Source organism: Endozoicomonas sp. ALB091, from assembly GCF_049310265.1.
Classification (GTDB): Bacteria; Pseudomonadota; Gammaproteobacteria; order Pseudomonadales; family Endozoicomonadaceae; genus Endozoicomonas.
This window is the reverse complement of record NZ_JBLYNQ010000006.1, coordinates 1,087,602-1,112,052: the sequence shown is the minus strand read 5'-3', so window position 1 is coordinate 1,112,052 and position 24,451 is coordinate 1,087,602. Positions and strand designations below refer to the sequence as shown.

Here is a 24,451-nt window from a genome sequence, read left to right as displayed (position 1 = left end):
TGTTAATGGATAAGGTGACATGAGAGTTTAATGGCGGTGTTGAATTTGCGGAGAGGTTTGGTATGTATTCCTACAGGGAAGAAGTTGTCGTAAAAGACAGATCAAAAAGCGTTTTCAGGAACCGCAAAGAGCACTAAGCCTATATAAATATACTTGGTGGTCTTTGTGGTTTCAGTGCTTGTGCAACTTTCGTGACAGCCCCGGAACACCGGGAACGACTCCGAAAGAGTATCACTCGGCATTAATTGCCCGAAGAAGGTGACCAAAGTAGCCGCCGGTATCACCGCCTGCCCAGCATTCAGTGTTCTCATCTTGGCAGGAGGGTATGTACTCCTGGCATATAGTGCTGGGTGTTGTATATACAGGGCTGATATCCATATCTAAATACCCTTCGGGATGAAAAATGCGTCCTTTGTACTGCCCCCCTTCCATAGAGACAAAGCCTTTTACGTAAATGTCTTCTTCTACGGGGTAAGATGGCATTTCCATGTCATGTGAATAACAGGCAATAAAGCCATTGATGTCTCCTTCTTCTGCCTGGATTACTGGTATTAGCAAGCCATACAACTTTATGTTCCCCGTTTTCCATGGTTGAGCAGGTTCCGCAAAGCTGAAAAAGCTAATACAGAGCAGTGTTGCAAAGAATATGCTTAAGTGTGTTTTTCCTGTCATGGGTATGATCCTCAATAGTTTGTTCAAAGAATTTGATAGGAAGATCGTACCTTTAGTTCCCTGCAAAGGTGATAACAGGCCGGTCAGTGGTGCTGACACAATCATGTCGGTTTGCAGTGATTTCCATGGTTATTTCAAATATGCTGCATTCACATAATTTTGTGATGGACAGGCAGTACATTGATGATAAGAACCGCCAAACCAGATGATTGTGCCCAGATAGCGGATATCTACAACACCTATGTTTTGCACAGTACGGTTACTTTTGAAGTTAATCCTGTGACCCCTGAAGAGATCGGGAAAAGGCTGGAGAAAGCACACTGTTTTCTGGTCTATGAACAAGAGGGTGAGGTGCTCGGCTATGCCTATGCTGCCCATTATCATGCTCGGGCCGCCTATCGGTATACGGCGGAAGGTTCCATATATTTGCGCGATGGTGCTGGTGGACGTGGCATCGGTACCTTGTTGTATCAGGCGTTATTCAGTGCGGCAAAAGCGTTGGGGATTCGGGAAATGATTGGTGTGATTGCCCTGCCCAATCAGCGCAGCGAGGCATTGCATCAGAAACTGGGGTATAGAAAGGTGGGAGTGATGGAGCGCTGTGGTGTTAAGTTTGATCAGGTTATTGATACATCCATCTGGCAGCGTTCATTAATAGAAGAGCATGGATAGGTGGTTGTGCAGCAGATAAATACCTGTTGCACCGTGTTATTCTCAGGCTGCTTCAATCCGTGGAAATGGTCAAGTGTGACAGAGAATTATCGTCCCCTCCCTGATGACCATGCATCTTTATGAGCAGGCGCATGTTATTGGAGGAGTCAGCATGCTGGATAGCTTGCTGGGCGGTGATTTTTCCAGCCTCAAACAGCTTGAAAATGGATTGGTCAATGGTTTGCATACCCGAGTCTTTGGAGCGCTCCATCAGGTCATGGATTTCATCCACTTTGCCTTTTTTGATGAGATCGGCCAGCGCCGGTGTATTTAACAGGATTTCATGGGAAGGATAGGCGGCCGTACCATCTTCAGAGCTGAGCAGCTGTTGCCCGAGGATTCCCTGCAAGCTCAGTGATAAATCCAGAAGAACCTCTTCATGTTGCTCCCGGGGGAAGAAGTGAATGATGCGTTCCAGCGCCTGATAGGCCGTGTTGGCATGCAGGGTTGCAATACAGAGGTGACCCGTTTGCACAAACTCAATGGTATGCCTCATCACCTCGGGGGTGCGGATCTCACCAATAACCACCAGGTCGGGTGCCTGACGCAGGGCGTTCGACAGACCTTCTTCATAAGATTGGGTGTCCAGTCCAACTTCTCGCTGGGTGACGATGCATTGCCTATGGCTGTGGATAAATTCAACAGGGTCTTCAATGGTGATGATATGCCCTTTACCCGTAGTGTTGCGATGGTTCACCAGGGATGCCATCGCGGTTGTTTTACCGGCACCTGCTGGCCCGGTAATCAGGATCAAACCTCTTTCCTGAAGAATCAGGTCGCAGAAAATCTCCGGCAGGTCAAGCTCCCGGGGGGACGGAATATGGTGGTGAATGCGCCGGATCACCATTCCGGGTTCCCCTCTTTGGAAGAACGCACTGATACGAAAACGACCGGACTCCGGGTTCTGTATCGCGTAATTGCTTTCACGGGTCTCACAGAATTCTTTAAAGCGCTCTTCGCCCATCATGTTGGCAAAAATATGGTGGGCCTGCTCGCTGGTCAGCGAGGTGTTGGCTATTGGTACCAATTGGTCATTGATTTTCAAACAGGGGGGGTAGCCGACCGTCAGAAACAGTTCTGAACCGTTGCGATCAGCCAGCAGGGAGAGTGCTTTGTTAATATCCACGGTATAAGAGTGTCAGGTTGTTGAGACTCTTAGTTTGTCGGCTCGCTCAGCTCTCTCTTAATGCTTTGCAGATGTCTTCTTCGATATCTTCCGGCTTGGTGGTGGGGGCATAGCGGTCAATGATCTCGCCCTTACGACCGACCAGGAACTTGGTAAAGTTCCATTTTATCTTCTGAGTACCCAGCAGTCCGGGCGCTTCGGATTTTAAATCTTTATAGAGTGGCGCGGCATGATCACCATTCACCTCAATTTTCTCAAACATCGGGAAGGTAACCCCGTAGTTCTTCTGACAGAAAGCACCAATCTCTTCACTGCCCCCGGGTTCCTGACGACCAAATTGATTACAGGGGAAGCCCAGGATGACCAGCCCCTGGTCCTTGTATTTGTTGTATAGCTCTTCAAGGGTTTGGTACTGGGGAGTGAAGCCACATTTACTGGCAGTATTGACGATTAAAATGACCTTGTTCTCATAGTCAGCGAGTTCTTTCATTTCCCCGCCAAGCAAGGGCATTTTGTACTTCTGTAGTTCCATCGGTAGCGGCTCTTTTTCTGATTAGACCAATGCAGCAGGGTTACCATCCGAAAGGTGCTTGATAGCCAATATCTTGCTGCACACGTAACATGCAATTTTTCAGCTTATCAATAATGGACAGGATCGGATCAGGAAACAACAAAAAAAAGGCCTGAAATTCAGGCCCTAAAGATGAGGATTTGCGAATCACTGGCATTTGCCAGTTAGTCAGGTCTGAAATTTCGTTCGATGGCAGTCCCTCCATAAGTCAACAGGTTAAGTGCTTGGGTGGCTCAACAAAGGCTTGGGGAGAGTCAGGTTGAGCCTGATATGAAACATCTTTAATCTTAATGATAACGATTCTCATTATAATGTTGGGTGTGTGGATAACGCAAGTTCTGGATGAAAAAAAATTTAATTATTTGTTCAAGCTTGTTATGGCCTCGGCGTGGGGGCAACTGATATCAGCTTTGTGATGTTGTAGAGGCAACCATGGTTTGTATAGCAGGCTCTGGGAGGTATGTTTGCTTTGTGTCCGCAATGGGCTTCTTGTCGATATAGACTGTACTAATGCAGAAGACAGGTTTCGGGGAAGCTGGCATTGAACAGACGACTGGGTATTTTATTGTGCGATGAACATCATCCAGACTCTATTAAGCGTTTTGGCACCTTTGATAATGATTACAAAATGATGGTTGACCGGGTGATGCCAGGTCAGTGGCAGTATTCTGTCTGGCGCTGTTATCAAGGCCGCTTTCCATCCTCCGTTGACCAATGTGACGCTTGGATTATCAGTGGCAGCAAGTCTTCTGCTTATGATTCAGAGCCGTGGATCCTGAAACTCAGGCTGTTGATTATCGACCTTGTCAGGTGTGATGCATTGCTGGTGGGCATCTGTTTTGGTCATCAGATTATTCATCAGTCCCTGGGAGGCAGTGTTCGTAAGTTTCCCGGAGGATGGGGGTTAGGTGCTTATCCGGTGAAAGCGCTGTGTGATTTCGGGTGTTTTAAGTCCGGTAGCATGATTCGCGTTCTGGCGGTACATCAGGATCAGGTGGATCAAGTGGCTCCGGGCTTTGCCGTGCTGGCAACCTCGGATTTCTGCGAGAACGCCATTACTCGACGGGGGTCTTCCATCCTGACCTGGCAGGCGCATCCTGAATTTGTCGACGGATTTTTTATGGATGTGTGCGATAGGCTGCGCACCATGGTGGGTGATCGATTAATTGATAAGGCGTTGGGAGCGGTTGGATTGCCTGATGACCGGGCTCAAGCAGGCGAGGCTATCGTTCATTTTCTTGCGGGAAATGGGCTTAACAATTCAAGCAGAGTCAGTTTACCGTAAGGGTCTTGGTAAAGTTCCGCTTGCCACTGTGTACCACTGCTCATTTGAAAAGCAAGCAGATAACAGGTGCCAAGGATATTCTGGCGTTTTGCTTCTGTTACTTTCAGTACCGAGTCGTTTTGTAAGTCCCTGGCCGCAAATTTTGCCATGTTCAGCATCTCAGGGTTTGGTGGTATTTCCAGCCAGCCGCTGACGCTCTTTTTGTCAGCATATTTATTGCCATGTACCGGACTTTCTGTGATGCAGGCAGATAATAAGGTAACCAATAACAGAGTAATAACGGGGAGCTTGCACATCGCTATTCAAACCGTGCAGTGCTGTTTACCTGACAAAATTTTAGTTTATCTTTATTGCCTCAGCTGGAACTTTTTATTTTTTTCCCGGCTCTCTGGCAGAGCGTATCCAGCAATAATCCACAGTTGCCTTCTGTAACCTGATCCCGGGGGATCATCTCCAGCCAGCCGCTTTTTCCTGCGATGACAATAATATTGTCTTCTACCGTGATCATCTTTACCTGCTTGTAGGGTCGAAAAGCCGGTTTCAGTAATGATGAATGGATGCTGATGCCATGTTCCTCAAGGCACAGAGTGCGGGTTTCCAGGTCAAGGTCCGGCTGGTAATGAAGACCAAAGCGTTTATGCACGGCATACCTGAGGCCAAGGTTCAGTATCAGGAAAGTAATTAAGGCAGAGCCAAAGAGTCCGGAAAGCAGAATGTTGCTCAGGCTGTTCCGAAAGACCAGCATCGGCATCAGTAAACAGGCCAGTGAGGCAACCCAGATGACCAGCGTATGCTTCGGACTGTATTTAATCATCAACGGATTGATGCGGTTCTGGGTTTGCCCGGTTATGTGATAAGTGACGTGCATCAGAGCGCTTCGGCCTTGCGGTATTTGCCATCGTAGTCGAACAGCTTATCAATGATTTTCCAGTAATGCTTTTCCTTCTGCGCTATCACAAAGTCAGGTTTGCGAAATTTCTTGCGGCTGTGGATAACATTATCCACCGTTGACGCCCGGAATGGCTCAGCACGATTAATCAGGGCATGCTTGCCAAAATGATGATAGAACGCACCTTGCTGTGAAGGGGTATCCAGCCTGAAGAACTCATTGACTTCGGCACCGTCTTCATCGTGGTAGGTGATCCGGATGCGCTGTTTGCCCTGAGTGTCTTTATCCGCATTCATTTCCATGCCAGAGCAGCGGATCACCAGGCAGTTTTTCAGGTTGAGAGCCTCTCGAAGTTTTTTATCCGGGTCAACCAGTCCGTGCTGGCAACTGTGACACTTTCTGGCGGCTATATCGTTTTCAGCACCGCACTGGTCACATTCCTTAAAGCGGTAGCGGAACTCACATTGTTCTTTCACTTCGCTGCCGTTGTCCGCCAAAAACGTTGCAAAGCCCTGACAGCGTCGACCGTAGTGTTCCACCAGATCGCCATCGCCATCGACCACTCCCCAGAAATGGTTCTCATGGCCACAGGCAGGACAGGGCACCGTGACGGGCACCGCTTTGGAATCCGGTTTGGGTTCGCCCACTTCCGGACTGTATAAATTGAAGCGGTTGCCCGCGTAATCAATAATCAGGCACTCTTTTTTGTCCGGTGCCAGGCGCAGCCCCCGGCCAGCGATCTGCTGATAAAGGCTGACGGACTCTGTTGGCCGCAGTATGGCGATCAGGTCTACATGGGGGGCATCAAAACCGGTGGTGAGCACTGACACATTCACCAGGAATTTAAGCTGCTGCTGTTTGAACGCGGCAATCAGACGGTCCCGCTCTTTTGCGGGCGTATCGCCAATAATCAGGGCGCTCTCATCGTCTGGCAGGTAACCCATAATCTCACGGGCATGGTCTACTGTTGAGGCAAACACCATGACACCTTTACGGGTAGCGGCTTCTTTTTTCACCTGATTGATGATTTCCCGGGTGGCCCGGGTTTTCCCTTTCAATAGCTGATTCAGTTCCTGCTCGCCATAACGTCCAAAGCTATCCCGGGATAGTTGGCTGAAGTCGTAGAACACAATGGGGGCATCAACCACCTCGGGTGTCGTGAGATAACCATTATCAACCATGTAAGACAGTGGCAGCTCAAACAGGCACTCTTGGAAAAAGCGAGGCTCTTCAGTTCTGACCGTCCCCTTATTTTCAGCGCTTTGATAATACTGGTACAGCCAGCCCATCCCCAGGCGATAGGGGGTTGCTGTCAGACCGAGAACCTTAAGGTTTGGATTCAGGCGTTTAAAGTGGTCAATGGCCTTGTGGTAACTGGAGGTTTTCTCCATGGATACCCGGTGACACTCATCAATAACCAGCAGGGTAAATGCTTTCTGGTCCGGTGCGTTCTGGAACTGTTCAAGATTTCTGATAACACTTTGCACACTGCCAAATATCACCTGTTCAGAGGCTTCTTTCTGCCCAAGTCCGGCACTGAAGATGGAGGCTTGCAATCCATAGCTTTGGTATTTGCCGTGGTTCTGTTCCACCAATTCTTTCACATGGGCCAGAACCAGAACGCGGCCACGGGCAATGCGGGCCAGCTCGGAGATAACCAGACTCTTGCCAGCACCTGTGGGCAGCACCAGCAGGGCCGGGTCATTGGATTTGCGGAAATGCCGTATCACACTGTGAACGGCATCTTTTTGATAGGGGCGGAGCTGGTAGACCATTTCGGGATTAGCCAAAGCTCTTTTGCAGATATTGGATAATATCGCCGGACTCATACATCCAGATATCGTCTTTGCCCGTTTCCTGAATACGTAAGCAAGGCACCTGAACCTTGCCGCCCATCTGTTGCAGCGCATTACGGGCCTGAGTATCGTTCATGGCATCCAGGGTCTGGATATTCAGGCCCAGTATGTGAATGGCCCTGCGGGTTTTGATACAGAAAGGGCAGGCCGTGAACTGGTAGAGCGTCATATCGGCTGTTTGTGCATCCACCCGGGCCTGCTGCTCCGGTGAACGTGCCATCGCTTTCGGGCGGGTCAGCTTATCCGCTGCCGCAATACCGTAGCCTAATACATTACGAATAATTTTTAATAACATAGGTTTGAGTACCAGTGAAAAGTCCCATTGTATCAGTTAAGCCAAAGCCTTTGACTGATGGCCATGGATTTATACGAAATCAAGTGCCCGATGTATGATGTGCCATGGATAAGAAATGACAATTATATTTTGCATGGTTTCAATGAGTGGTTATCGTGCCTCCGCACTCCGTTCGTCCTGAAGCCTGTCGAAGGACCCATAGGGCTTAAAGGCGGAAACTCCGGACTCTGATAGATCGTGCCAAGCACCCTTCGACTCCGCTCAGTGTGAACGGAGACTGTACACGTCAAACTCATTGAAACCATGAACTAGTTATAAACCTTATCCGGCAACCAGGTTGCCAGTTCTGGCCATATTGCTAACGCACACAATACCATCAGTTGAATGATGATGAAGGGAATCACCCCTTTGTAGATATCGGCTGTCGCCAATTCTGGCGGTGCAACCCCCCGTAAATAGAAAAGGGCAAAACCAAAAGGTGGGGTCAGGAATGAGGTTTGCAGATTGACTGCAATCATAATCCCCAACCAAACCGGATCCAGCCCCATTGCCAGCAGCACCGGGGCAACCATGGGCACGACGACAAAGGTAATCTCGATAAAATCGAGAATAAAGCCCAGCAGAAACATCACCAGCATGACAATCAGTACGGCAGTAAACACCCCGCCGGGCATGGCTTCAAAATAGCTGTGAATCAACTCTTCACCATTGAAGCCACGAAATACCAGGGAAAAAATGGAAGCTCCAATCAGAATCATGAACACCATGCAGGTGACCTGTGTCGTTGAGCGAACCACTTCTCTCAGCGTTTTGATACTGAGTTGTCGGCGCAGAATCGCCAGCAGGATCGCACCAACCGCACCGACACTGGCCGCTTCGGTTGGTGTTGCGGCACCCGCCAGGATCGAGCCCAGAACCGCGACAATTAACACCAGCGGTGGCAACAGGCAGGATAACAGGGAACGGTTGCTGCCCATGGACGCCAGATCGTCGTCGGTCAGTGCCGGTGCAGCATCCGGTTTAACGCGGGCAACCACCACCAGATAGACGACATAACAGAAAACCAGCAGCAAGCCGGGAATGATGGCACCCACAAACAGATCGCCAACCGACACCGTATCCGGTGAGAAGACACCCATCTTTATCTGTGACTGCTGGTAGGCACTGGATAACACATCGCCCAGCAGCACCAGGGCAATGGAGGGGGGAATAATCTGCCCAAGGCTCCCCGTGGCACAGATCGTACCGGTTGCCAGTGCCGGGGAATAGCCCCGACGCAGCATGGTGGGCAGGGATAACAAACCCATAGTGACCACCGTGGCACCGACAATGCCAGTGCTGGCGGCCAGCAGCATGCCAACCACAATCACCGAGAGACCAAGGCCGCCCCGGGTTTTGCCAAACAGTCGGGCCATACTTTCCAGCAGGCTTTCTGCCACTTTGGATTTTTCCAGCATCACGCCCATAAAGACAAACAGCGGCACAGCAATCAGGGTCTGGTTGGTGATAACACCAAACAGTCGGCTGGGCAGGGCGTTCATCAGCGAGAAATCAAATACGCCAAACAGTGATCCGGCTCCGGCAAACAGCAAGGCGGTACCTGCCAGGGAAAACGCTACGGGATAACCAGCCAGCAGCACCAGGCAGACGGTGGCAAACATCAGAAAAGGAATGGCGTCCATCATGATCTGCCCTCCTGGCGGCTTGCACCGGTAAGGATCATCAGAGAACGCATCAGTTCGGCAACGCCCTGAAGCAGAAGGGTAACCACCATCACCAGGAGCAGGCTTTTCAGCAGATAGATAAAAGGCAGCCCTCCGGGATCCTGGGACTGTTCCAGAATGTGCCAGGAACGTGCGATGTAATCCCAGCTCATCACACCAATAAACAGACAGACCGGTAGCAACAGGAACACGGTGCCCAGACTGTTGACCAGTGCCTGCTTCCGTGGGCTCATGGTTCGATAGAAGACATCCACCCGGACATGGCCATTGTGCTTGAGTGTGTAGGCGCTGGCACCCAGGAAGACCATGGCGTGCAGATACATGGCCGATTCCTGCATGGCGATGGAGCCGATATTGAGCAAGTAGCGCAAAACCACCACGGTACAGACGACGAATACCAGCAGTAATGTCAGCCAGCTGATCAATCTTCCGGTGTGTTCTGTGAATTGGTCGATGGCGGCCACCACCGACCTGGCAAGTTTCCAGGTGGGATTCATACTGTCTTTCCCCCGACAGCCAACGCATTCAATGCTTGGCTGCTTGTTATTATCATTATTTTTCAGTGTTCCATTACCAGACCCTGAAAGGGGCATTTTTGATGCTTGATTAAAAAAGTGCAGTAAACAGAACACGTTAAGCGAGGCCATTATAGGCTTTCCCATGAGGGTTGAGCAATTTCACTATCTCACGACCGCTCATGAGCTTTGTGAAGGTTGATGTTTTCCATGCCGCGAAAGGTGTCCGGTGATGATTACCGGTATTGTGTTGGCAGAGGGGGGAGGGGGCGTCCTTTGGGGGCAGTCTATACTTGGTTGTTTATTGGATGACAGGTCAAGAAATTATGTCGGAATTTGGATTTTTGGGAGAACGTATAGAGTTTTATCTTGGGGCTGAATGGGACGAGGAACCAGTCACAGAAGAAGAAATGAAAACCGAGTTTGAATATATTAATGAACTTGAAGACTGGATAGAAGAAGCAATCAAATATGGCCGCACAAATGGATATGGCTATGATTTTACAGAAACGGAATACATGGTAAGAAAGGATAGATATGAGAAACTTTTCCCTGTAACAAAGAAGGCATGGAGAGACAGAGTTATAAAAGGTAAGGAGGAAGGTGTGGATATACTTGATTTTCCCAAATGGCATGAAAACATGATTAAAAAAGTCCGTCAGCGACAACACAGAGATACAAGAACAAACACAATGATCGCTATAAAAAAAAGGCTCGAAGGCCGGTGATAGGGCGTGGTTTCTGGGCGATGGTTATGTTGCTTATGCGAAATGAGTTTGCATAAGCAGAGTGTTATGTTCACCCGCGCAGGCCGCATTGTGCAACTGGTTCTTTGATACTGTTCTTTAATCTTGTTTGTATCAACTGGTTGATATTGAAATTCGCTCAATTTCGGTGGGGCTATCGACGGGTTGATAGGCTGGCACTCACTGCCCGATTGGGTGATGCTTTACGCAGATTTGCGTATAAGATAAAAAATTTATAAAAAAATCAATATTTTTTGTCTTTTATTGAGGCTCAACTATATTTGCTGCGCATAAGAAAAAACCCGGTCACAGGAGTTGGTCCTCCTACCGGGTTTTCCTCTCAAAATATGAGCTGTTGCTCGCGGAGCAGTATAGCATGGTTTCCTTTGCTTACGGGATTGGTTTGTTAAAAATGATTCGGGTCAAACTTAAAAATAAAGGGATGGAGGCGCTGACACCGACGCAAAGATACTTGCTGGTCGTACTGGTAACGTTTGCCAATACTGAAGGCGAATGCTGGCCAAGCCAGAAACTGTTGGCAGATATGGTCGGCACCAGTCAACCCACCATCAGCGCCGGATTAAAAAAGCTGGAAGAAGAAGGCTTTATAGAAAGTTGTTACCGTACTAACCAGAAAGGGGGCAACATCTCCAAGCTGTATCGAATGTTGTTCGAGCCGTTCGTGTTCAAGCAGATAAAAGAGGATCATTACAACTGCTTCGGCCAGCGAATCGACGATCCGAGAATAACCGATACGTCATGGGCAGAAAACCTGGAGTAAAGCAAACATAACAACAGCACCCAGCGGACGGCGCTAGACGCGCCGCCCCTTACGCAAGAGGTTATGAGCTTTTTCCGAGCCACCTTGATGGAACCGGGCGCAGTGGCCCGAAATATCGCTATGGACTGAATTCAACGTGCATAGTGTCGTCCAGAGACATGCCAGCAGCGACAAGACGCCAGATTTCCACGGTGTACTTGCCACTTAAGGTCACCACCTGCCTGCTATCAGCACTGAAGTCGGCGCACTGAACCGGGTCGGCATGCTTCAGAACAGTCTTCTTCTCCCAGTCGCCTTCGGGATTCCGGCCCAGGATGATTGCAGTGCCATCCGCGCTTGCGGTCACTAAAAGGCTGGCATTGGCGTTGAAGCGTGCGGAGTTGATCGGGCCGTTATGGGTGACAGTGGCTCTTGGTCGCCAATTGCCATGCTCATCGCGACCGTAGATTTCTGCCTCATATTCGGTATTCAAGTTCTCTTCGTAGCAACAGAAAGAGACAATATGACAGCTATCAGCACTGAAACTGGCCTCAATTTTTGGCAATTCCGAGTCATGGACATGTTTAGGGCTAATGGTGGCTTTTTTTATCCAGCTCGCGGCTCCGTCATAACCGTATATGCAGCAGCAGGCACCATAATCCGGCATGGTGACTGCCACATGGCTGCTGTCGGGACTGAAAAAAGCTTTTTTCATTTTTTGCTGCAAGAGAATAGATTTCTTTATCCAGTTGCCGTGTTCGTCATAGCTGAGGATGTCCAGGCTACGAAGATCTTCGGTAGCCATCACATGGCAGCTATCGGGGCTGAATTGGGGGGATAGGTCAGGATGATTGTCTTCAAAAATGGGAATATGGTCAGTTTTCCCAGTCCAGTTGTCGATGCCGTCATGACTGAAGATGGTTAGGGTTTTGCTCCTGGTTCCGGGTTTTTGGTTGACGGTAAAGACATGGCGACCATCGGGGCTGGCTGTAGCATGCATGATACTGTAGTCATTGTTATTGAGTCTGATGCTCTCCATCGTGTTGCCATCTTTTTTGTTCAGGCGAAGGATTTTTGCCATCTCCCTGGACCCAAACATCAGTAACGGGTTGCCATTGGGGTTAAACCTGACGCGTTTGGCACTGGGGTCGCCAATGGTTTCTGATGTCCAGCCACCCTCATCATTCTGACTGAGGATTTTGGCGCTCGGGCCGGGGGTCCAGGGGGACAATGGACGGGCCAGTACCTGGCTGCCATCGGAGTTGAAGCAGGCCTTCCAGCACATGCCATCGGCCATGTCCGCTGTTAACGTCCAGTGACCCGCGCCGTCCCAGCTGTGGATTTTGATACTGCCATCATCACAGGTAATGACTGCCTGATGACCATCGTAACTCAGGTCAGCTGATATGATCCTGTCTTCATAGACTGTAGTGAGTTGCTCTGTGCAGCTGTGATCGGGGTTGTAGGCAAAGATTTTCGCAGTATGGCCGTCATCCCAGGTCAATACATGACGGCCACGGGCGATGAAGCTGGTCATGAGGGTGGTTGAAGCCGGTTCTTCGGGGTTGCGCCAGGAGTGATAGCTGAAGCCAGCTTGTTCATGCCATTGGCCGTTACCTGTGCAGCCAAGGATTGTTGCGGTATTGCTGCTTCTGAAGATCACTAAATGGTTGCCATGGGTGCTAAAGCTGACGTCATTGACTTCCGGTTTTTCAAAAATGCGCTTTTCCAGCACCGGTTCGAATTGTTGACAGCCAGCCATGAGTTGACCCACCTTGTAAAACAGGGCATGGGGGAAGTATTTCTTTTTTTGTGGTTCACTGGTTTTAAGACCATCGTCTTTTATTTGCTCTGGAAGGAATTGGCTGAGGAGTTCATCGGCGACTGTTGTATTCGTGGTAAATTGTTCCAGCCAGTTCAGCAGGTCATGATCACTGATGCCCCGGGCGATCTCTTTGAACTGGTTTTGCTGGTGTTCTGCCAATGTTGCAAACCACCTTATGGCCAGCACATGTTCCCTGGTGATTACCTGATGAAAAAACTTACACGTTTTTGCGATGGCGATTATATCCCGGGAAGGCAAGCAGCGCAGCAGCGTGCACATGGGAATCTGTGGCAATTTCAGCAATGCACTCTGGTCTTCGTCGGGAACAATCGAGATACCGCTGCTGCTCCACACACAGCGGGACGCCTCAGGTGTTACTCCGGCACATTCCGGACTGCTGCCATAACGGCCGTTGTTGTTCTCGGTAATGGAAAGTGCCATGGTGAGTTGCCCTCGTCTGGTGATTGCCGGTCCGTTACCTTGGATGGAAAAGTTGGTCAAAAGTTCAAAAATTCAAGGTATTTGGAATGATCGTTTAGACAAGATCTGTTTGCTATCGTCACTGAAGAAGGCGGGATGGAGTTTCGGCTGGATTGTCCAGAACCATGCCAGCAGCAAAAAGGCACCAGATTTTCACATTGTTCGAGCCAGTTACGATCGCCACCTGTCTGCTATCGACACTGAAGAAGGCAGAATTGATCGGGTAGCCATGTCTCAGAATGACCTTATTCACCCAGCTGCCGTTGGCACAGCGGCCAGAGACTACTGCAGTACCATCCTGGCTTGCGGTTACCAGATGGGTGCTATCGGCGTTGAAACGTGCGGAATAGATCGGGCCGGCATGTCTTATAAGAGCTTTTGGCAGCCACTTGCCGTGCCCATCGTAACTGTAGATTTTTACCTTGAATTTGCCAGGAATGTTGTCGTTCCAAAGGCAAACCGGGTGCCAACAGAAAGTGGCAATATGTCTGCTATCAGGGCTGAAGCTGGCGTTATTGTCTGGCCCTTGAAAGTCATGGGGAATGGTGCCGCTTTCTGTCCAGCCTCTGGCTTCATCATAACTGTATATTCTGGTAGTGAGATAATCAGTGCTAATGATCGCCGCATGTCTGCTATCGGGACTGAAGAAGCCTCTTTTTCTCTCTTCCAGACAGGAAATAGAGGTTGGTATCCAGTTGCCGCGTTTGTCACAACTGAGGATTTCAAGGTTAGATGTATTTTTGCTAACCATCACATGACGGCTATCGGGGCTGAATTTGGGCCAATACCGGGCACCATTGTGGATAATAATCGGGATATTGCCGGTTTTCTCTGTCCAGTCGCTGTTGCTGTCACGACTGAGGATTTTCATGGTTATGCTGTCAGTTTCACCGTCTTTCCGGTTGAAGGTAATGACATGGCGACCATCGGGGCTGGCGATAACCCGTATGACCGAGCCTCCGTTGTCAGTGAGGGGTGCACTCTCCAGCCAGCCGCCATCTTTGTTCAGGCTGAGGATTTTTGCGATCTTTGCGTTGATCCCCTCATAATCACTGTACATCAGCACATGGCTGCCATCGGGACTGAAGGTGACTGATTCGGCATAGAAGTCACTGGTGGCCTCTAATGTCCAGCCACCCTCCTCGTTCCGCCTGTGGATTTTTGTGCACGAGTTTGAGTGGGTCAGTACCCGGCTGCCATCCGGGCTGAAGCGAGCCTTCAAGGGCCGCCTGAAATCGGTAATATCCGCTGCCAGCGTCCAGTGACCAGTGTCGTTCCAGCTGTGAATTCTGGCGCTGCCATCATCACAGATAATGACGGCATGATGACCATCGTAACTTAAATCAGCTGAGCAGATCCTGCCTCCATGGCAAATGTTGAGTTGCTCAGTACAGCTCTTGTCGGCGTTATATGCGAAGATTTTTGCGGTATGTTTTCTACAGGCGAGCACATGACGGCTGTTGCTCTCAAAGTTGTAGAGAGGACGATGTGTTTTGCGCTCGTAATCGAAGCTAAATCTGGCTTGTTTATGCCATGAGCTGTTCGCTGTGTAGCCAAAAATTAGCCCGGTACGGAAGTTTTTCAAGATCACTAACTGGTCGCCATGGGTGTTCAAGCTGAGGGTATTACCATCAACACCAAGAATTTTCGTTGCCAGAACCGGTTCGAATTGTCGACAGTCAGCCATCAGTTTGCTCACCGTGTAAAACAGGACCTGGGGGAAGTATTTCCTTCTTTGTGCTTTACATGTTTTAAGACCATCGTTTGTTGTCTGCTCTTCAGGGCATTGGCTGTAAAGTTTACCGACTACCGCTGTATCGGTGGTAAATTGCCTCAGCCAGTGCTGCAGGTCACGATCACTGATGGCACGGGCAATCTCCTTGAACTGGTTCTGCTGGTGTGTTGCCAATTTTGCAAACCACGATCTGGCCAGCAGATGTTCATCGGTGATTACCTGGTTTAAATACGTACACGTTTTTGCGGTGGCGAGTATCTCCCGGAAAGATAAATAGCCCAACAACCTGAGCAAGGGAGGCTCAGGCAAATGCAGTAATGAACATTGGTCCTGGCAGGGCACAACCGACATACCGTTGCTGTTCCACACATAACGGGATATCTCAGGTGTTACTCCGGCGCAGTCCGGGTTATCGCCATAATTGCCGCTGGTGTTCACGGTAACGGGAGGTTCCATTGTGAATTGTGATCTTCAGGTGGTTGCAAGTCAGGCATCTTGGATAGCATTGTCGGGCAAAAGTTCACAGCAATCGGAATGATCGTCTAGAGCTCAAGCTGGAAGCTTTGTCTGCAAAAACGACACAGGAAGCGCAGTATGTCTGAAGGTACTTTCCCGTTTTTCACAACTCCATCTATGGTACCAGCGAAGCCCTGATAGGGTTTCCCATGAGGGTTGGGCAATTTCACTATCTCTCACAACCGCTCATGATCTTTCTTGATGGAACCGGGCGCAGATTCCGGCCCGAAATATCGCTATGGACTGAATTCGGTTTGCATAGTTTCGTTCAAAGACCTGCCCGCATTGACAAGACGCCAGATATTCACAATGTGTTTGCCACTTACGGTGACCACATGCCTGCTATCAACACTGAAGATGGCAGATCGGACCGCAAAGCTATGCTTCAGAATGGACTTATTCACCCAGCTGCCGTCGGCATACCGGCCCAGGATTACTGCAGTACCATCCGCGCTTGCGGTTACTATATGGCTACCATCGGCGTTGAAGCGTGCTGAACGGATCGGGCCAGTATGGGTGATAATGGCTCTTTCTCGCCAATTACCGTTCCCAGTACGACCATAGATTTTTGCGTGATATTTGGCACTGCCATGGGCTCGGCAAGAACAGCCACAACAGAAAGTGACAATATGACGCCCATCAGCACTGAAGCTGGCGTCAATTTGTGGCCTGTTGTGGTCATGGAGAATGATGTTTTTTTCAATCCAGCCTCTGGCTGCGTTAAAGCCGTATATGCTGGCGGAGCGATGACCTGGGACGATTACCACCGCATGGCTGCTGTCGGGACTGAAGAAGGCTCTTTTAATTTTTCCCCTCAAGGGAATAGAGTTCTGCATCCAGTTGCCGTGTTTGTCACAGCTGAGGATTTCAAGGTTAGAAAGATCTTTGGCTGCCATCACATGGCAGCCATCGGGGCTGAACTTGGGGGGCAGGTCAGGGTCAAGGGGGTTAATAATGGGGATATTGCCGGTTTTCTCTGTCCAGTTGCGGTTGCTGTCACGACTGAAGATTTTTAGGGTTATGCTGTCAGTTTTAGCGTTTTGGTGGTTAACGGTAATGACATGGCAACCATCGGGGCTGATTGTAGCCCGTATGATCCAGTTTTTGTTGTTACCGAGGGTAGAGCTATCGAGCCTGCAGCCATTTTTGTTCAGGCTGAGGATTTTTGCCATCCCCCTGACACCGAACATCAGAACCTGGTTACCATCTGGGCTGAAGGTGACAGATTTGGCATCGAAGTTACTAGTGGCCTCCAATGTCCAGCCACCTTCCCCGTTCCGCCTGTGGATTTTTGTGCATGAGTCTGAGTGGGTCAGTACCCGACTGCCATCGGGACTGAAGCAAGCCTTCAAGCCCCGCCCGCCATCAGCGATGTCCGCAGCTAACGTCCAGCGACCAGCGACGTTCCAGCTGTGGATTTTGGCACTGCCATCATAACAGGCAATAACTACCTGATGACCATCGTCACTTAAGTCAGCTGATATGATCCTGTCTTTATGGACAATGGAGAGTTGTTCTGTGCAGCTGTTATCGGCGTTATAGCCGAAGATTTTTGCGACATGGTATCCATCCCAGGCCAAGACATGATGGCCGCTGGTCATGAAGCTGGTCTCGACGGTGGGGGAAGGAGGGTTGACCCAGGAATGATAGCTGAAACCCGCTTGTTCATTCCATTGGCAGTACGCTGTGAAGCCAAATATTGTCCAGGTATGATTGTTTCTGAAGATCACTAAATGGTCGCCATGGGTGCTAAAGCTGACGGTATTGACATCAGGGTTATTAAGAATGCTCTTTGTCAGAATCGGTTTGAATTGTCGACAGTTAGCCATCAGTTGACCCACCGTGTAAAACAGGACCTGGGGGAAGTATTTCCTTTTTTGTGCTTCACAGGTTTTAAGATCGTCGTCTGTTGTTTGCTTTCCAGGGCATTGGCTACAAAGCTTATCGGCTATCGTTGTATCCATGGTAAATTGTCCCAGCCAGTACTGCAGGTCAGGATCACTGATGTCCCGGGCAATCTCTTTGAACTGGTTTTGCTGGTGTGCTGCCAATGTTGCAAACCACCTTCTGGCCAGCAGATTTGCATTGGTGATTACCTGGTTTAAATACGTACACGTTTTTGCGGTGGCGAGTATCTCCCGGAAAGATAAGTAGCCCAGCAGCTTGAGTATGGGAAGCTGTGGCAAGTTCAGTAATGAGCATTGGTCTTTGGGCACAACCGACATACCGTTACTGCTCCGCGCACTCCCCACACAATGGGGTGCCTCAGGTGTAACTCCCACGCAGTCCTGGCTGCTGACATAACTGCCGCTGGTGTTCACGGTAACGGGAGGTTTCATTGTTAATTGTCATTGTCAGGTGACTGCCAATCAGATGTCTTGGATGGGGTTGCCGGGTAAAAGTTCAAGGCATTCGAATAAACCTGATTAATCTTCCCGTGGGTTCTGTGAATGGGTCGATAGAACGACCTGGCATGTTTCTCAATTCTGACTGTTTGCTTCCGGCTTTTGGTTGCCAGCATGCAGAACAACACCCTGGCCAGTTGCAGCCTGTGGAGTTCCGGGCGGATTGTCCAGAACCATGCCAGCAGCGACAAGACGCCAGATTTTTACGTTTTGCGAGGCACTTACGGTCACCACCTGTCTGCTATCGACACTGAAGAAGGCAGAATTGACCCGGTAGTTATGTTCCAGAATGACCTTAGTCACCCAGCTGCCGTCGGCACAGCGACCAAGGATTACTGCAGTACCATCCTCGCTTGCGGTTACCAGATGGGTACCATCGGCGTTGAAGCGTGCGGTATAGATCGGGCCGTTATGGCTGATAACGGCCTTTGGCAGCCACTTGCCGTTCCCATCGTGACCGTAGATTTTTGCCTGAAATTCGTTACTGGCGTTGCCTGGGGGCCAACAGTAAGCTGCGTGCCAACAGAAAGTGACAATATGGCTGCTATCAGCACTGAAGCTGGCGTCAATGTATGGCCCCTCACGGTTATGGGGAATGATGCCGCTTTTTATCCAGCCTCTGGCGGCGTTATAACTGTATATACTGGCGATGCTATAACCAGCGCCGATGATCGCCGCATGGTTGCTATTGGGACTGAAGACGGCTCTTTTGCCTTTTCTAAATAAGGGAATAGGGCTCTGCATCCAGTTGCCGCGTTTGTCACAGCTGAGGATTTCAAGGTTAGAATCACTCTTGCTAATCATTACATGACAGCCATCGGGGCTGAATTTGGGCCATAGTCGGGTATCATTGGGGAGAATAATTGGGATATTGTCAGTTGTCTCTGTCCAGTCGCTGTTGCTGTCACGACTGAGGATTTTCATGGTTATGCTGTTAGTTTCACGGTCTTTCTGGTTGATGGTAATGACATGGCGACCATCGGGGCTGGCGATAACCCGTATGACCGAGCCTTCCTTGTGAGTGAGGGGTGCACTCTCCAGCCAGCCGCCATCTTTGTTCAGGCTGAGGATTTTTGCGATCTTTGCGTTGATCCCCCGATAACAACTGTACATCAACACATGGCTGCCATCGGGACTGAAGGTGACTGATCGGGCATAGAAGTCACTGGTGACCTCTAATGTCCAGCCACCCTCCTCGTTCCGTCTGTGGATTTTTGTGCACGAGTTTGAGTGGGTCAGTACCCGGCTGCCATCCGGGCTGAAGCGAGCCTTCAAGTGCCGCCTGAAATCGGTAATATCCGCTGCCAGCGTCCAGTGACCAGTGTCGTTCCAGCTGTGGATTCTGGCGCTGCCATCATCACAGATAATGACTGCATGATGACCATCGTAACTTAAATCAGCTGAGCTGATCCTGCCTCCATGGAAAATGTCGAGCTGCTCCGTACAGCTCTTGTCGGCGTTATATGCGAAGATTTTTGCGGTACGTCCTCTACAGGCCAGCACATGATGGCCGTGGGTCTCAAAGTTGGCGAGAGGAAGACCTGTGCAGAGCTCGTCATCGAAGCTAAAACTGGCTTGTTTATGCCATGGGCGGTTCGCTGTGTAGCCAAAGATTGTCCCTCTATGATGGTTTCCCAAGATCATTAAATGGTCGCCATGGGTGTTCAGGCTGATAGTAGCGTCAGGAGCATCATTAATTTTCTTTGCCAGAACCGGTTTGAATTGTCGACAGTCAGCCATCAGTTTACTCACCGTGTAAAACAGTACCTGGGGGAAGTATTTCCTTTTTTGTGTTTCACCGGTTTTACGACCTTCGTCTGTTGTTTGTTCTGCAAGGTATTGGCCGCAAAGTTTACCGACTACCGTTGTATCCGTGGTAAATTGCCCCAGCCAGTGCTGCAGGTCACGATCACTGATGTCACGGGCAATCTCTTTGAACTGGTTCTGTTGGTGCGTTGCCAATTTTGCAAACCACGATCTGGCCAGCAGATGTTCATCGGTGATTATCTGGTTTAAATAAGTACACGTTTTTGCGGTGGCGAGTATCTCCCGGAAAGATAAATAGCCCAACAGCCTGAGCATGGGAGGCTCAGGCAAATACAGTAATGAACATTGGTCTTGGCAGGGCACAACCGACATACCGTTGCTGTTCCACACATAACGGGATACCTCAGGTGTTACTCCGGCGCAGTCCGGGTCATCGCCATAATTGCCGCTGGTGTTTACAGTAACGGGAGGTTCCATTGTGAATTGTGATCTTCAGATGGTTGCCATTCAGATATCTTGGATGGGGTTGCCGGGCAAAAGTTCACAGCAATCGGAATGTTCGTCTGGGAGGCTGACCGAAAACCGCTTTGGCAGTCTAGGAGCCTGTCCGAGAATAGACTGCCCTACTGCGGTTGCGATAAATTGGTCTAAAAATTCCTGCTTCTTCGTCAAATAGCCCCGCTATTCTCCTCAGAATCAGAAATTTTTATCCTCAATTTCTCGCAATCCTCGCTACGGGCGCTATTCTCGGACAGGCTCCTAGCCACAACCTTTCTTGCCCTGTGTACAACCTTTGCCTACGATAGTATTACTATTTCAATATAGTAATACAGAAAGAGGTGTGACGTGCATAAATTAACGACCAAAAGACAAGTGACTATTCCTCAAAGTATCTGCCAAAAGCTCGGGCTAAAACCAGGCGACTTTATACAGGTTTTCGAGCGCGATGGTGTGGCACATTTGGTAAAGATGACCTCCGACGACCTTTCTGGCACCATCAAATTACCTGGTGATACCCATCAACACATAACGCGAGAGGACACCAGGAAGGCCATCAAAAACAAAACCGCCAGAAAATTCGCGGGCGAATCATGATTGCTGTTGATACAAATGTGCTGTTGCGTTATCTGATAGCGCCAGTCGATGCCCGTAACCCGCCCTGGCAAGCGAGAGTGGCGGCTGAAACCATTAATTCTGCTGACTCCGTTTACCTCTCAGACATTGTCCTGGCCGAAACCGAGTGGGTGCTGGAAACCGTCTTTGAATTAACCAAAGCAGAAATACACTCCGTTCTCAAACAGCTCGCCAGTAACACCCGGTTCATTTTTGAAGACTGGAGTGCCCTGCAGAGCGCGCTTATGGATTACAGCGAAACTCCAAAAGTGGATTTCTCTGATTGTCTGATTGCCCGACGTGCCACCAGCAAAGGCTCCCAAACGCTCTACAGCTTTGAAAGCCGCAAAAAGCTGGGGGCTTTATCCATCGTCACCACGCTGGTAAAGGAGCAAGTTGGGAGTGACTGATGAACGCCTCCTGCTCCCCGTAAAGCCACCCTTTAAAAATGAAAGACCCGGCCACGGTTTGCTTCCTTTTTCTTTTCACAGAATTGTCATATTCAAGCTCTATATTTGATTCCCGGAAGTCAAGCAAGGAGGCTCACGCCTCAGATCAACCTTTGATAGCCCTTAAAGATGAGAAGGCGCTGTTATTCGAACAGGGCGCGTAAATCCTGGAGAGCAAATGATGAAAATAACAACACACGTAACGGCATTTAAGCGAGTCCTGGCTGTGTCTGCTACCGCAGCGCTGGCGTTGGCCAGTGGTGCTGCCATGGCCAGCCAGCTGGATCCATCCCTGCCAAAGTACAGTAAGTCCAGTGGCGTGTCCGGTAACCTGTCCTCCGTGGGTTCAGACACGCTGGCAAATCTGATGACGCTCTGGGCCGAAGATTTCAAGCGCATTTATCCCAATGTGAATGTTCAGATTCAGGCGGCGGGTTCTTCTACTGCACCTCCCGCTCTGACCGAAAGTACCTCAAACTTCGGCCCCATGAGCCGGAAAATGAAGGACAAGGAGCTGGAAGCATTTGAGAAAAGGCATGGTTACAAGCCAACGGCGATTCCTGTGGCGATTGATGCGCTGGCGGTCTTTGTTAACAAAGATAATCCCATCAAAGGCCTGACCATGGCCGAAGTGGATGCGATTTTCTCGTCAACCCGCAAGTGTGGCGCAGACAGTGAAGTGAAGACCTGGGGTGATATTGGCCTGAGTGGATCCTGGCAGAACCGCTCTGTGCAGCTGTATGGACGTAACTCGGTATCCGGCACTTATGGCTACTTCAAGAAGAAGGCCCTGTGTAAGGGGGATTTTAAAAACAGTGTGAATGAGCAGCCAGGTTCCGCCTCGGTGGTTCAGTCGGTTTCTGCATCGCTGAACGGTATTGGCTATTCTGGTATTGGTTACAAAACCTCCAGTGTGAGAACCGTTGCACTGGCGAAGAAAGAAGGCCAGTCCTTTGTCGAGGCGACGCCGCTGAATGCGGTTGATGGCAGCTATCCTCTGTCACGTTTTCTGTACGTGTATGTGAACAAGCAGCCTAACAAGCCACTGTCTCCCCTTGAGCGCGAATTTGTTAAGTTGCTGCTCTCGAAACAGGGGCAGGAAGTGGTTGTGAAGGATGGCTATATCCCACTGCCAGGCAAGGTGGTTGATAAATACCTGGCTAAGCTCGGACTGGATAATACGACGATTGCCAGCAAGTAATGTGATTGCTGAGTGGAGATAAAGCCACTGTCTTCAGTGGCTTTATTTTTTGGTTAGCCCTTCAAAGGATACGCATTAATTACAGAATCATTGCCGCGATCCAGGCAAACAGGATCATGGGAATGTTGTAGTGCATAAACGTTGGAATAACGGTGTCACGGATATGGTCGTGCTGGCCATCCACATCCAGCCCGGCGGTTGGGCCAATGGTGGAGTCGGAGGCTGGAGAGCCTGCATCACCCAGCGCGCCGGATGCACCAACAAGCGCTGCGGTTGCCAGAGGTGAAAAGCCGAGGGCCAGCGCCAGTGGGACATAGAGCGTGGCAATAATGGGAATGGTTGAGAAGGAAGAACCAATGCCCATGGTGATCATCAATCCAACAAGCAGCATCAGCAATGCGGCCAGTGCCTTGCTGCCATAAACCAGCTCTTCAACCATGGCCACCAGGGCAGGAATATCCCCGGTTGTCCTGAGTACTTCGGCAAAGCCAGAGGCAGAGATCATGATAAATCCACACAGGGCCATCATTCTTACACCCCGGGCAAAGACATCATCCGCTTCCCGCCAGTGCACAATGCCGCCGAGGATCATCATCATAAAGCCTGTGGCTGCACCCATGGCCATGGAGTCGGTGAACAGTTGCACGCCGAGTGCCGCCGCAATGGATACCAGGGTAATCAGCACGGCCTTTGGCTCCATGGATGGCTGCTCTTCCTTAGCGGTTTTCAGGGCGCTCTCTGCAATGTGGTAGTGGCGGGGTTTACGGTAAGTCCAGAACACAGCCACAAGCAGACCAATAAACATGCCGAGTACCGGTAGAGCCATGGCCGATGGCATCAGGTCAGGGTCAATGTTCAAGCCATTATCGTTGAGGTTGCCCGCCAGGATCTGGGTCAGGTAGATATTGCCGAAACCAATGGGAACCAGCATATAGGTGGCGATCAGACCAAACGACAGGGTGCTTGCTACCGCCCTGCGGTCCAGCTGTAAGGAGCTGAAAACACCCAGTAGCGGTGGGATCAGAATAGGAATAAAGGCGATATGCACAGGGACCACATTCTGGGAGGCAAAGGCCATCAGCAGAATGCTTCCCAGGATTGAGATCCTCAGGCCAGCTGTTTTGTGGGTCTTGGCTACCCTCTGAATAATTCGATCGGCCAGCCACTGGGGAATCCCGGATGCGGATATAGCCATGGCGAAGGCACCCAGCATACCGTAGCTGATGGCGATACTGGCACCACCCCCCAACCCTTCGGCAAAAGCGGACAGTGTGGCATCAAACCCCAGTCCACCGGCAAGACCTCCACCAATAGCCCCGAAAAAAAGGGCAAGTACAACGTTTACACGCAAGACACTCAAGGTCAGCATGATGGCAACAGCCAAAATGACAGCGTTCATAGTAATCCAGTTTTGTGTTCTTTTGAGTTATAAGCGGTTTGCGATACTTCAATCCACAGCATTATCCACAGCACGATCTATAACAGATCAGTCTATAGCAGATCAGTGCAGAGCTCGTCAGGAGCTGTCGCATTCCTTGATTGGTTGTGCCTTGAGCTCTTTTTTCTAGTTGTAAATTAATATATTACACATTGAGGCTAGAAGCTCAGGCGATAAAAGTAAATGTATTCGATCAGGGTCGAATCAGCCGTTCAATGGTGATGATGGTGTCGGTGGGCATGCAGGGAAGGGATCATGGAAAGGGCAGAGCTACACTGTTCTGATTGGGTGTCAATACCGGGTATTGTTAGCAGATTTCTGGGTAACATCGTTATTTTCTCTGATCATGATGCACTTTCAACAGGTCTGTAG

At 49.9% G+C, this 24,451-nt stretch carries 20 protein-coding genes; 7 read left to right on the top strand and 13 right to left on the bottom strand.

What is annotated here, in order from left to right; genetic code table 11:
• Window positions 1–231: 231 nt before the first annotated feature.
• Window positions 232–672 (bottom strand): hypothetical protein, encoded by a 441-nt coding sequence (locus ACO6UX_RS11805; RefSeq protein ID WP_422447749.1) that lies wholly within the window; start codon window positions 670–672, stop codon window positions 232–234.
• Between the two features lie 183 nt (window positions 673–855).
• On the opposite strand from ACO6UX_RS11805, the gene ACO6UX_RS11800 reads away from it, so the two are divergent.
• Window positions 856–1,344, top strand: a complete 489-nt coding sequence (locus ACO6UX_RS11800; RefSeq protein WP_422447747.1) for a GNAT family N-acetyltransferase — start codon at window positions 856–858, stop codon at window positions 1,342–1,344.
• Between the two features lie 52 nt (window positions 1,345–1,396).
• On the opposite strand, the gene ACO6UX_RS11795 is transcribed toward ACO6UX_RS11800, so the two are convergent.
• Both ACO6UX_RS11795 and ACO6UX_RS11790 read right to left on the bottom strand, forming a co-directional pair.
• Window positions 1,397–2,509: a PilT/PilU family type 4a pilus ATPase gene (locus ACO6UX_RS11795; RefSeq protein ID WP_422447745.1), complete on the bottom strand. Its 1,113-nt coding sequence runs from the start codon at window positions 2,507–2,509 to the stop codon at window positions 1,397–1,399.
• A 46-nt stretch (window positions 2,510–2,555) separates the two neighbouring features.
• A complete protein-coding gene (locus ACO6UX_RS11790) occupies window positions 2,556–3,041 on the bottom strand; it encodes a glutathione peroxidase (protein ID WP_101747585.1) in 486 nt (161 codons plus the stop codon).
• A 580-nt stretch (window positions 3,042–3,621) separates the two neighbouring features.
• On the opposite strand from ACO6UX_RS11790, the gene ACO6UX_RS11785 reads away from it, so the two are divergent.
• The gene (locus ACO6UX_RS11785) at window positions 3,622–4,365 is read left to right on the top strand and encodes a glutamine amidotransferase-related protein (RefSeq protein WP_422447743.1); all 744 of its coding nucleotides are present in this window, start codon (window positions 3,622–3,624) and stop codon (window positions 4,363–4,365) included.
• Between the two features lie 355 nt (window positions 4,366–4,720).
• Here ACO6UX_RS11785 and ACO6UX_RS11780 read toward each other — a convergent pair whose 3' ends face one another.
• From ACO6UX_RS11780 to ACO6UX_RS11760, 5 genes are all read right to left on the bottom strand, one after another.
• The gene (locus tag ACO6UX_RS11780) at window positions 4,721–5,233 is read right to left on the bottom strand and encodes a hypothetical protein (protein ID WP_422447741.1); all 513 of its coding nucleotides are present in this window, start codon (window positions 5,231–5,233) and stop codon (window positions 4,721–4,723) included.
• Entirely contained in the window at window positions 5,233–7,029 is a 1,797-nt protein-coding gene (locus ACO6UX_RS11775) for a DEAD/DEAH box helicase family protein (protein ID WP_422447950.1), read from the bottom strand. Before ACO6UX_RS11775 ends, ACO6UX_RS11780 begins: the two co-directional genes overlap by 1 nt.
• A 7-nt stretch (window positions 7,030–7,036) precedes the next feature.
• A complete protein-coding gene (locus ACO6UX_RS11770; protein ID WP_422447739.1) occupies window positions 7,037–7,405 on the bottom strand; it encodes a glutaredoxin family protein in 369 nt (122 codons plus the stop codon).
• Between the two features lie 308 nt (window positions 7,406–7,713).
• A complete protein-coding gene (locus tag ACO6UX_RS11765; protein ID WP_422447737.1) occupies window positions 7,714–9,090 on the bottom strand; it encodes a TRAP transporter large permease in 1,377 nt (458 codons plus the stop codon).
• Window positions 9,087–9,626, bottom strand: a complete 540-nt coding sequence (locus ACO6UX_RS11760) for a TRAP transporter small permease subunit (RefSeq protein WP_422447735.1) — start codon at window positions 9,624–9,626, stop codon at window positions 9,087–9,089. Before ACO6UX_RS11760 ends, ACO6UX_RS11765 begins: the two co-directional genes overlap by 4 nt.
• A gap of 344 nt (window positions 9,627–9,970) precedes the next feature.
• On the opposite strand from ACO6UX_RS11760, the gene ACO6UX_RS11755 reads away from it, so the two are divergent.
• Both ACO6UX_RS11755 and ACO6UX_RS11750 read left to right on the top strand, forming a co-directional pair.
• Window positions 9,971–10,372, top strand: a complete 402-nt coding sequence (locus ACO6UX_RS11755; protein WP_422447733.1) for a hypothetical protein — start codon at window positions 9,971–9,973, stop codon at window positions 10,370–10,372.
• Between the two features lie 394 nt (window positions 10,373–10,766).
• Window positions 10,767–11,171 (top strand): helix-turn-helix domain-containing protein, encoded by a 405-nt coding sequence (locus tag ACO6UX_RS11750; RefSeq protein WP_422447731.1) that lies wholly within the window; start codon window positions 10,767–10,769, stop codon window positions 11,169–11,171.
• Window positions 11,172–11,289: 118 nt separating this feature from the next.
• Here the strand turns inward: ACO6UX_RS11750 and ACO6UX_RS11745 are convergent, their stop codons facing one another.
• From ACO6UX_RS11745 to ACO6UX_RS11730, 4 genes are all read right to left on the bottom strand, one after another.
• Window positions 11,290–13,416 (bottom strand): hypothetical protein, encoded by a 2,127-nt coding sequence (locus ACO6UX_RS11745; RefSeq protein WP_422447729.1) that lies wholly within the window; start codon window positions 13,414–13,416, stop codon window positions 11,290–11,292.
• 118 nt (window positions 13,417–13,534) lie between these two features.
• The gene (locus ACO6UX_RS11740; protein WP_422447728.1) at window positions 13,535–15,646 is read right to left on the bottom strand and encodes a WD40 repeat domain-containing protein; all 2,112 of its coding nucleotides are present in this window, start codon (window positions 15,644–15,646) and stop codon (window positions 13,535–13,537) included.
• 296 nt (window positions 15,647–15,942) lie between these two features.
• On the bottom strand, window positions 15,943–18,045 hold the full coding sequence (locus ACO6UX_RS11735; protein ID WP_422447727.1) for an F-box protein: 2,103 nt from the start codon (window positions 18,043–18,045) through the stop codon (window positions 15,943–15,945).
• 141 nt (window positions 18,046–18,186) lie between these two features.
• A complete protein-coding gene (locus ACO6UX_RS11730; RefSeq protein WP_422447725.1) occupies window positions 18,187–20,355 on the bottom strand; it encodes an F-box/WD repeat-containing protein in 2,169 nt (722 codons plus the stop codon).
• Between the two features lie 369 nt (window positions 20,356–20,724).
• Between ACO6UX_RS11730 and ACO6UX_RS11725 the strand changes: the two genes are divergently transcribed.
• From ACO6UX_RS11725 to ACO6UX_RS11715, 3 genes are all read left to right on the top strand, one after another.
• Window positions 20,725–20,973 carry an AbrB/MazE/SpoVT family DNA-binding domain-containing protein gene (locus ACO6UX_RS11725; RefSeq protein WP_422447723.1) on the top strand — a complete coding sequence of 83 codons (249 nt, stop codon included), beginning with the start codon at window positions 20,725–20,727 and terminating at the stop codon, window positions 20,971–20,973.
• Complete coding sequence (locus tag ACO6UX_RS11720) at window positions 20,970–21,401, top strand: PIN domain-containing protein (RefSeq protein WP_422447721.1); 432 nt, start codon at window positions 20,970–20,972, stop codon at window positions 21,399–21,401. The genes ACO6UX_RS11725 and ACO6UX_RS11720 overlap by 4 nt, the downstream gene beginning before the upstream one ends.
• A 220-nt stretch (window positions 21,402–21,621) precedes the next feature.
• The gene (locus ACO6UX_RS11715; protein ID WP_422447948.1) at window positions 21,622–22,641 is read left to right on the top strand and encodes a PstS family phosphate ABC transporter substrate-binding protein; all 1,020 of its coding nucleotides are present in this window, start codon (window positions 21,622–21,624) and stop codon (window positions 22,639–22,641) included.
• A gap of 79 nt (window positions 22,642–22,720) precedes the next feature.
• Here the strand turns inward: ACO6UX_RS11715 and ACO6UX_RS11710 are convergent, their stop codons facing one another.
• A complete protein-coding gene (locus ACO6UX_RS11710) occupies window positions 22,721–24,040 on the bottom strand; it encodes a Na+/H+ antiporter family protein (protein ID WP_422447719.1) in 1,320 nt (439 codons plus the stop codon).
• Window positions 24,041–24,451 lie beyond the last annotated feature (411 nt).

Coding starts and splice junctions, on each gene's coding strand:
- ACO6UX_RS11805 (WP_422447749.1), bottom strand. CDS start 672: ATGACAGGAAAAACACACTTAAGCATATTCTTTGCAACACTGCTCTGT.
- ACO6UX_RS11800 (WP_422447747.1), top strand. CDS start 856: ATGATAAGAACCGCCAAACCAGATGATTGTGCCCAGATAGCGGATATC.
- ACO6UX_RS11790 (WP_101747585.1), bottom strand. CDS start 3,041: ATGGAACTACAGAAGTACAAAATGCCCTTGCTTGGCGGGGAAATGAAA.
- ACO6UX_RS11780 (WP_422447741.1), bottom strand. CDS start 5,233: ATGCACGTCACTTATCACATAACCGGGCAAACCCAGAACCGCATCAAT.
- ACO6UX_RS11775 (WP_422447950.1), bottom strand. CDS start 7,029: ATGGTCTACCAGCTCCGCCCCTATCAAAAAGATGCCGTTCACAGTGTG.
- ACO6UX_RS11770 (WP_422447739.1), bottom strand. CDS start 7,405: ATGTTATTAAAAATTATTCGTAATGTATTAGGCTACGGTATTGCGGCA.
- ACO6UX_RS11765 (WP_422447737.1), bottom strand. CDS start 9,090: ATGATGGACGCCATTCCTTTTCTGATGTTTGCCACCGTCTGCCTGGTG.
- ACO6UX_RS11760 (WP_422447735.1), bottom strand. CDS start 9,626: ATGAATCCCACCTGGAAACTTGCCAGGTCGGTGGTGGCCGCCATCGAC.
- ACO6UX_RS11755 (WP_422447733.1), top strand. CDS start 9,971: ATGTCGGAATTTGGATTTTTGGGAGAACGTATAGAGTTTTATCTTGGG.
- ACO6UX_RS11750 (WP_422447731.1), top strand. CDS start 10,767: ATGGTTTCCTTTGCTTACGGGATTGGTTTGTTAAAAATGATTCGGGTC.
- ACO6UX_RS11745 (WP_422447729.1), bottom strand. CDS start 13,416: ATGGCACTTTCCATTACCGAGAACAACAACGGCCGTTATGGCAGCAGT.
- ACO6UX_RS11740 (WP_422447728.1), bottom strand. CDS start 15,646: ATGGAACCTCCCGTTACCGTGAACACCAGCGGCAATTATGGCGATAAC.
- ACO6UX_RS11735 (WP_422447727.1), bottom strand. CDS start 18,045: ATGAAACCTCCCGTTACCGTGAACACCAGCGGCAGTTATGTCAGCAGC.
- ACO6UX_RS11730 (WP_422447725.1), bottom strand. CDS start 20,355: ATGGAACCTCCCGTTACTGTAAACACCAGCGGCAATTATGGCGATGAC.
- ACO6UX_RS11720 (WP_422447721.1), top strand. CDS start 20,970: ATGATTGCTGTTGATACAAATGTGCTGTTGCGTTATCTGATAGCGCCA.
- ACO6UX_RS11715 (WP_422447948.1), top strand. CDS start 21,622: ATGAAAATAACAACACACGTAACGGCATTTAAGCGAGTCCTGGCTGTG.
- ACO6UX_RS11710 (WP_422447719.1), bottom strand. CDS start 24,040: ATGAACGCTGTCATTTTGGCTGTTGCCATCATGCTGACCTTGAGTGTC.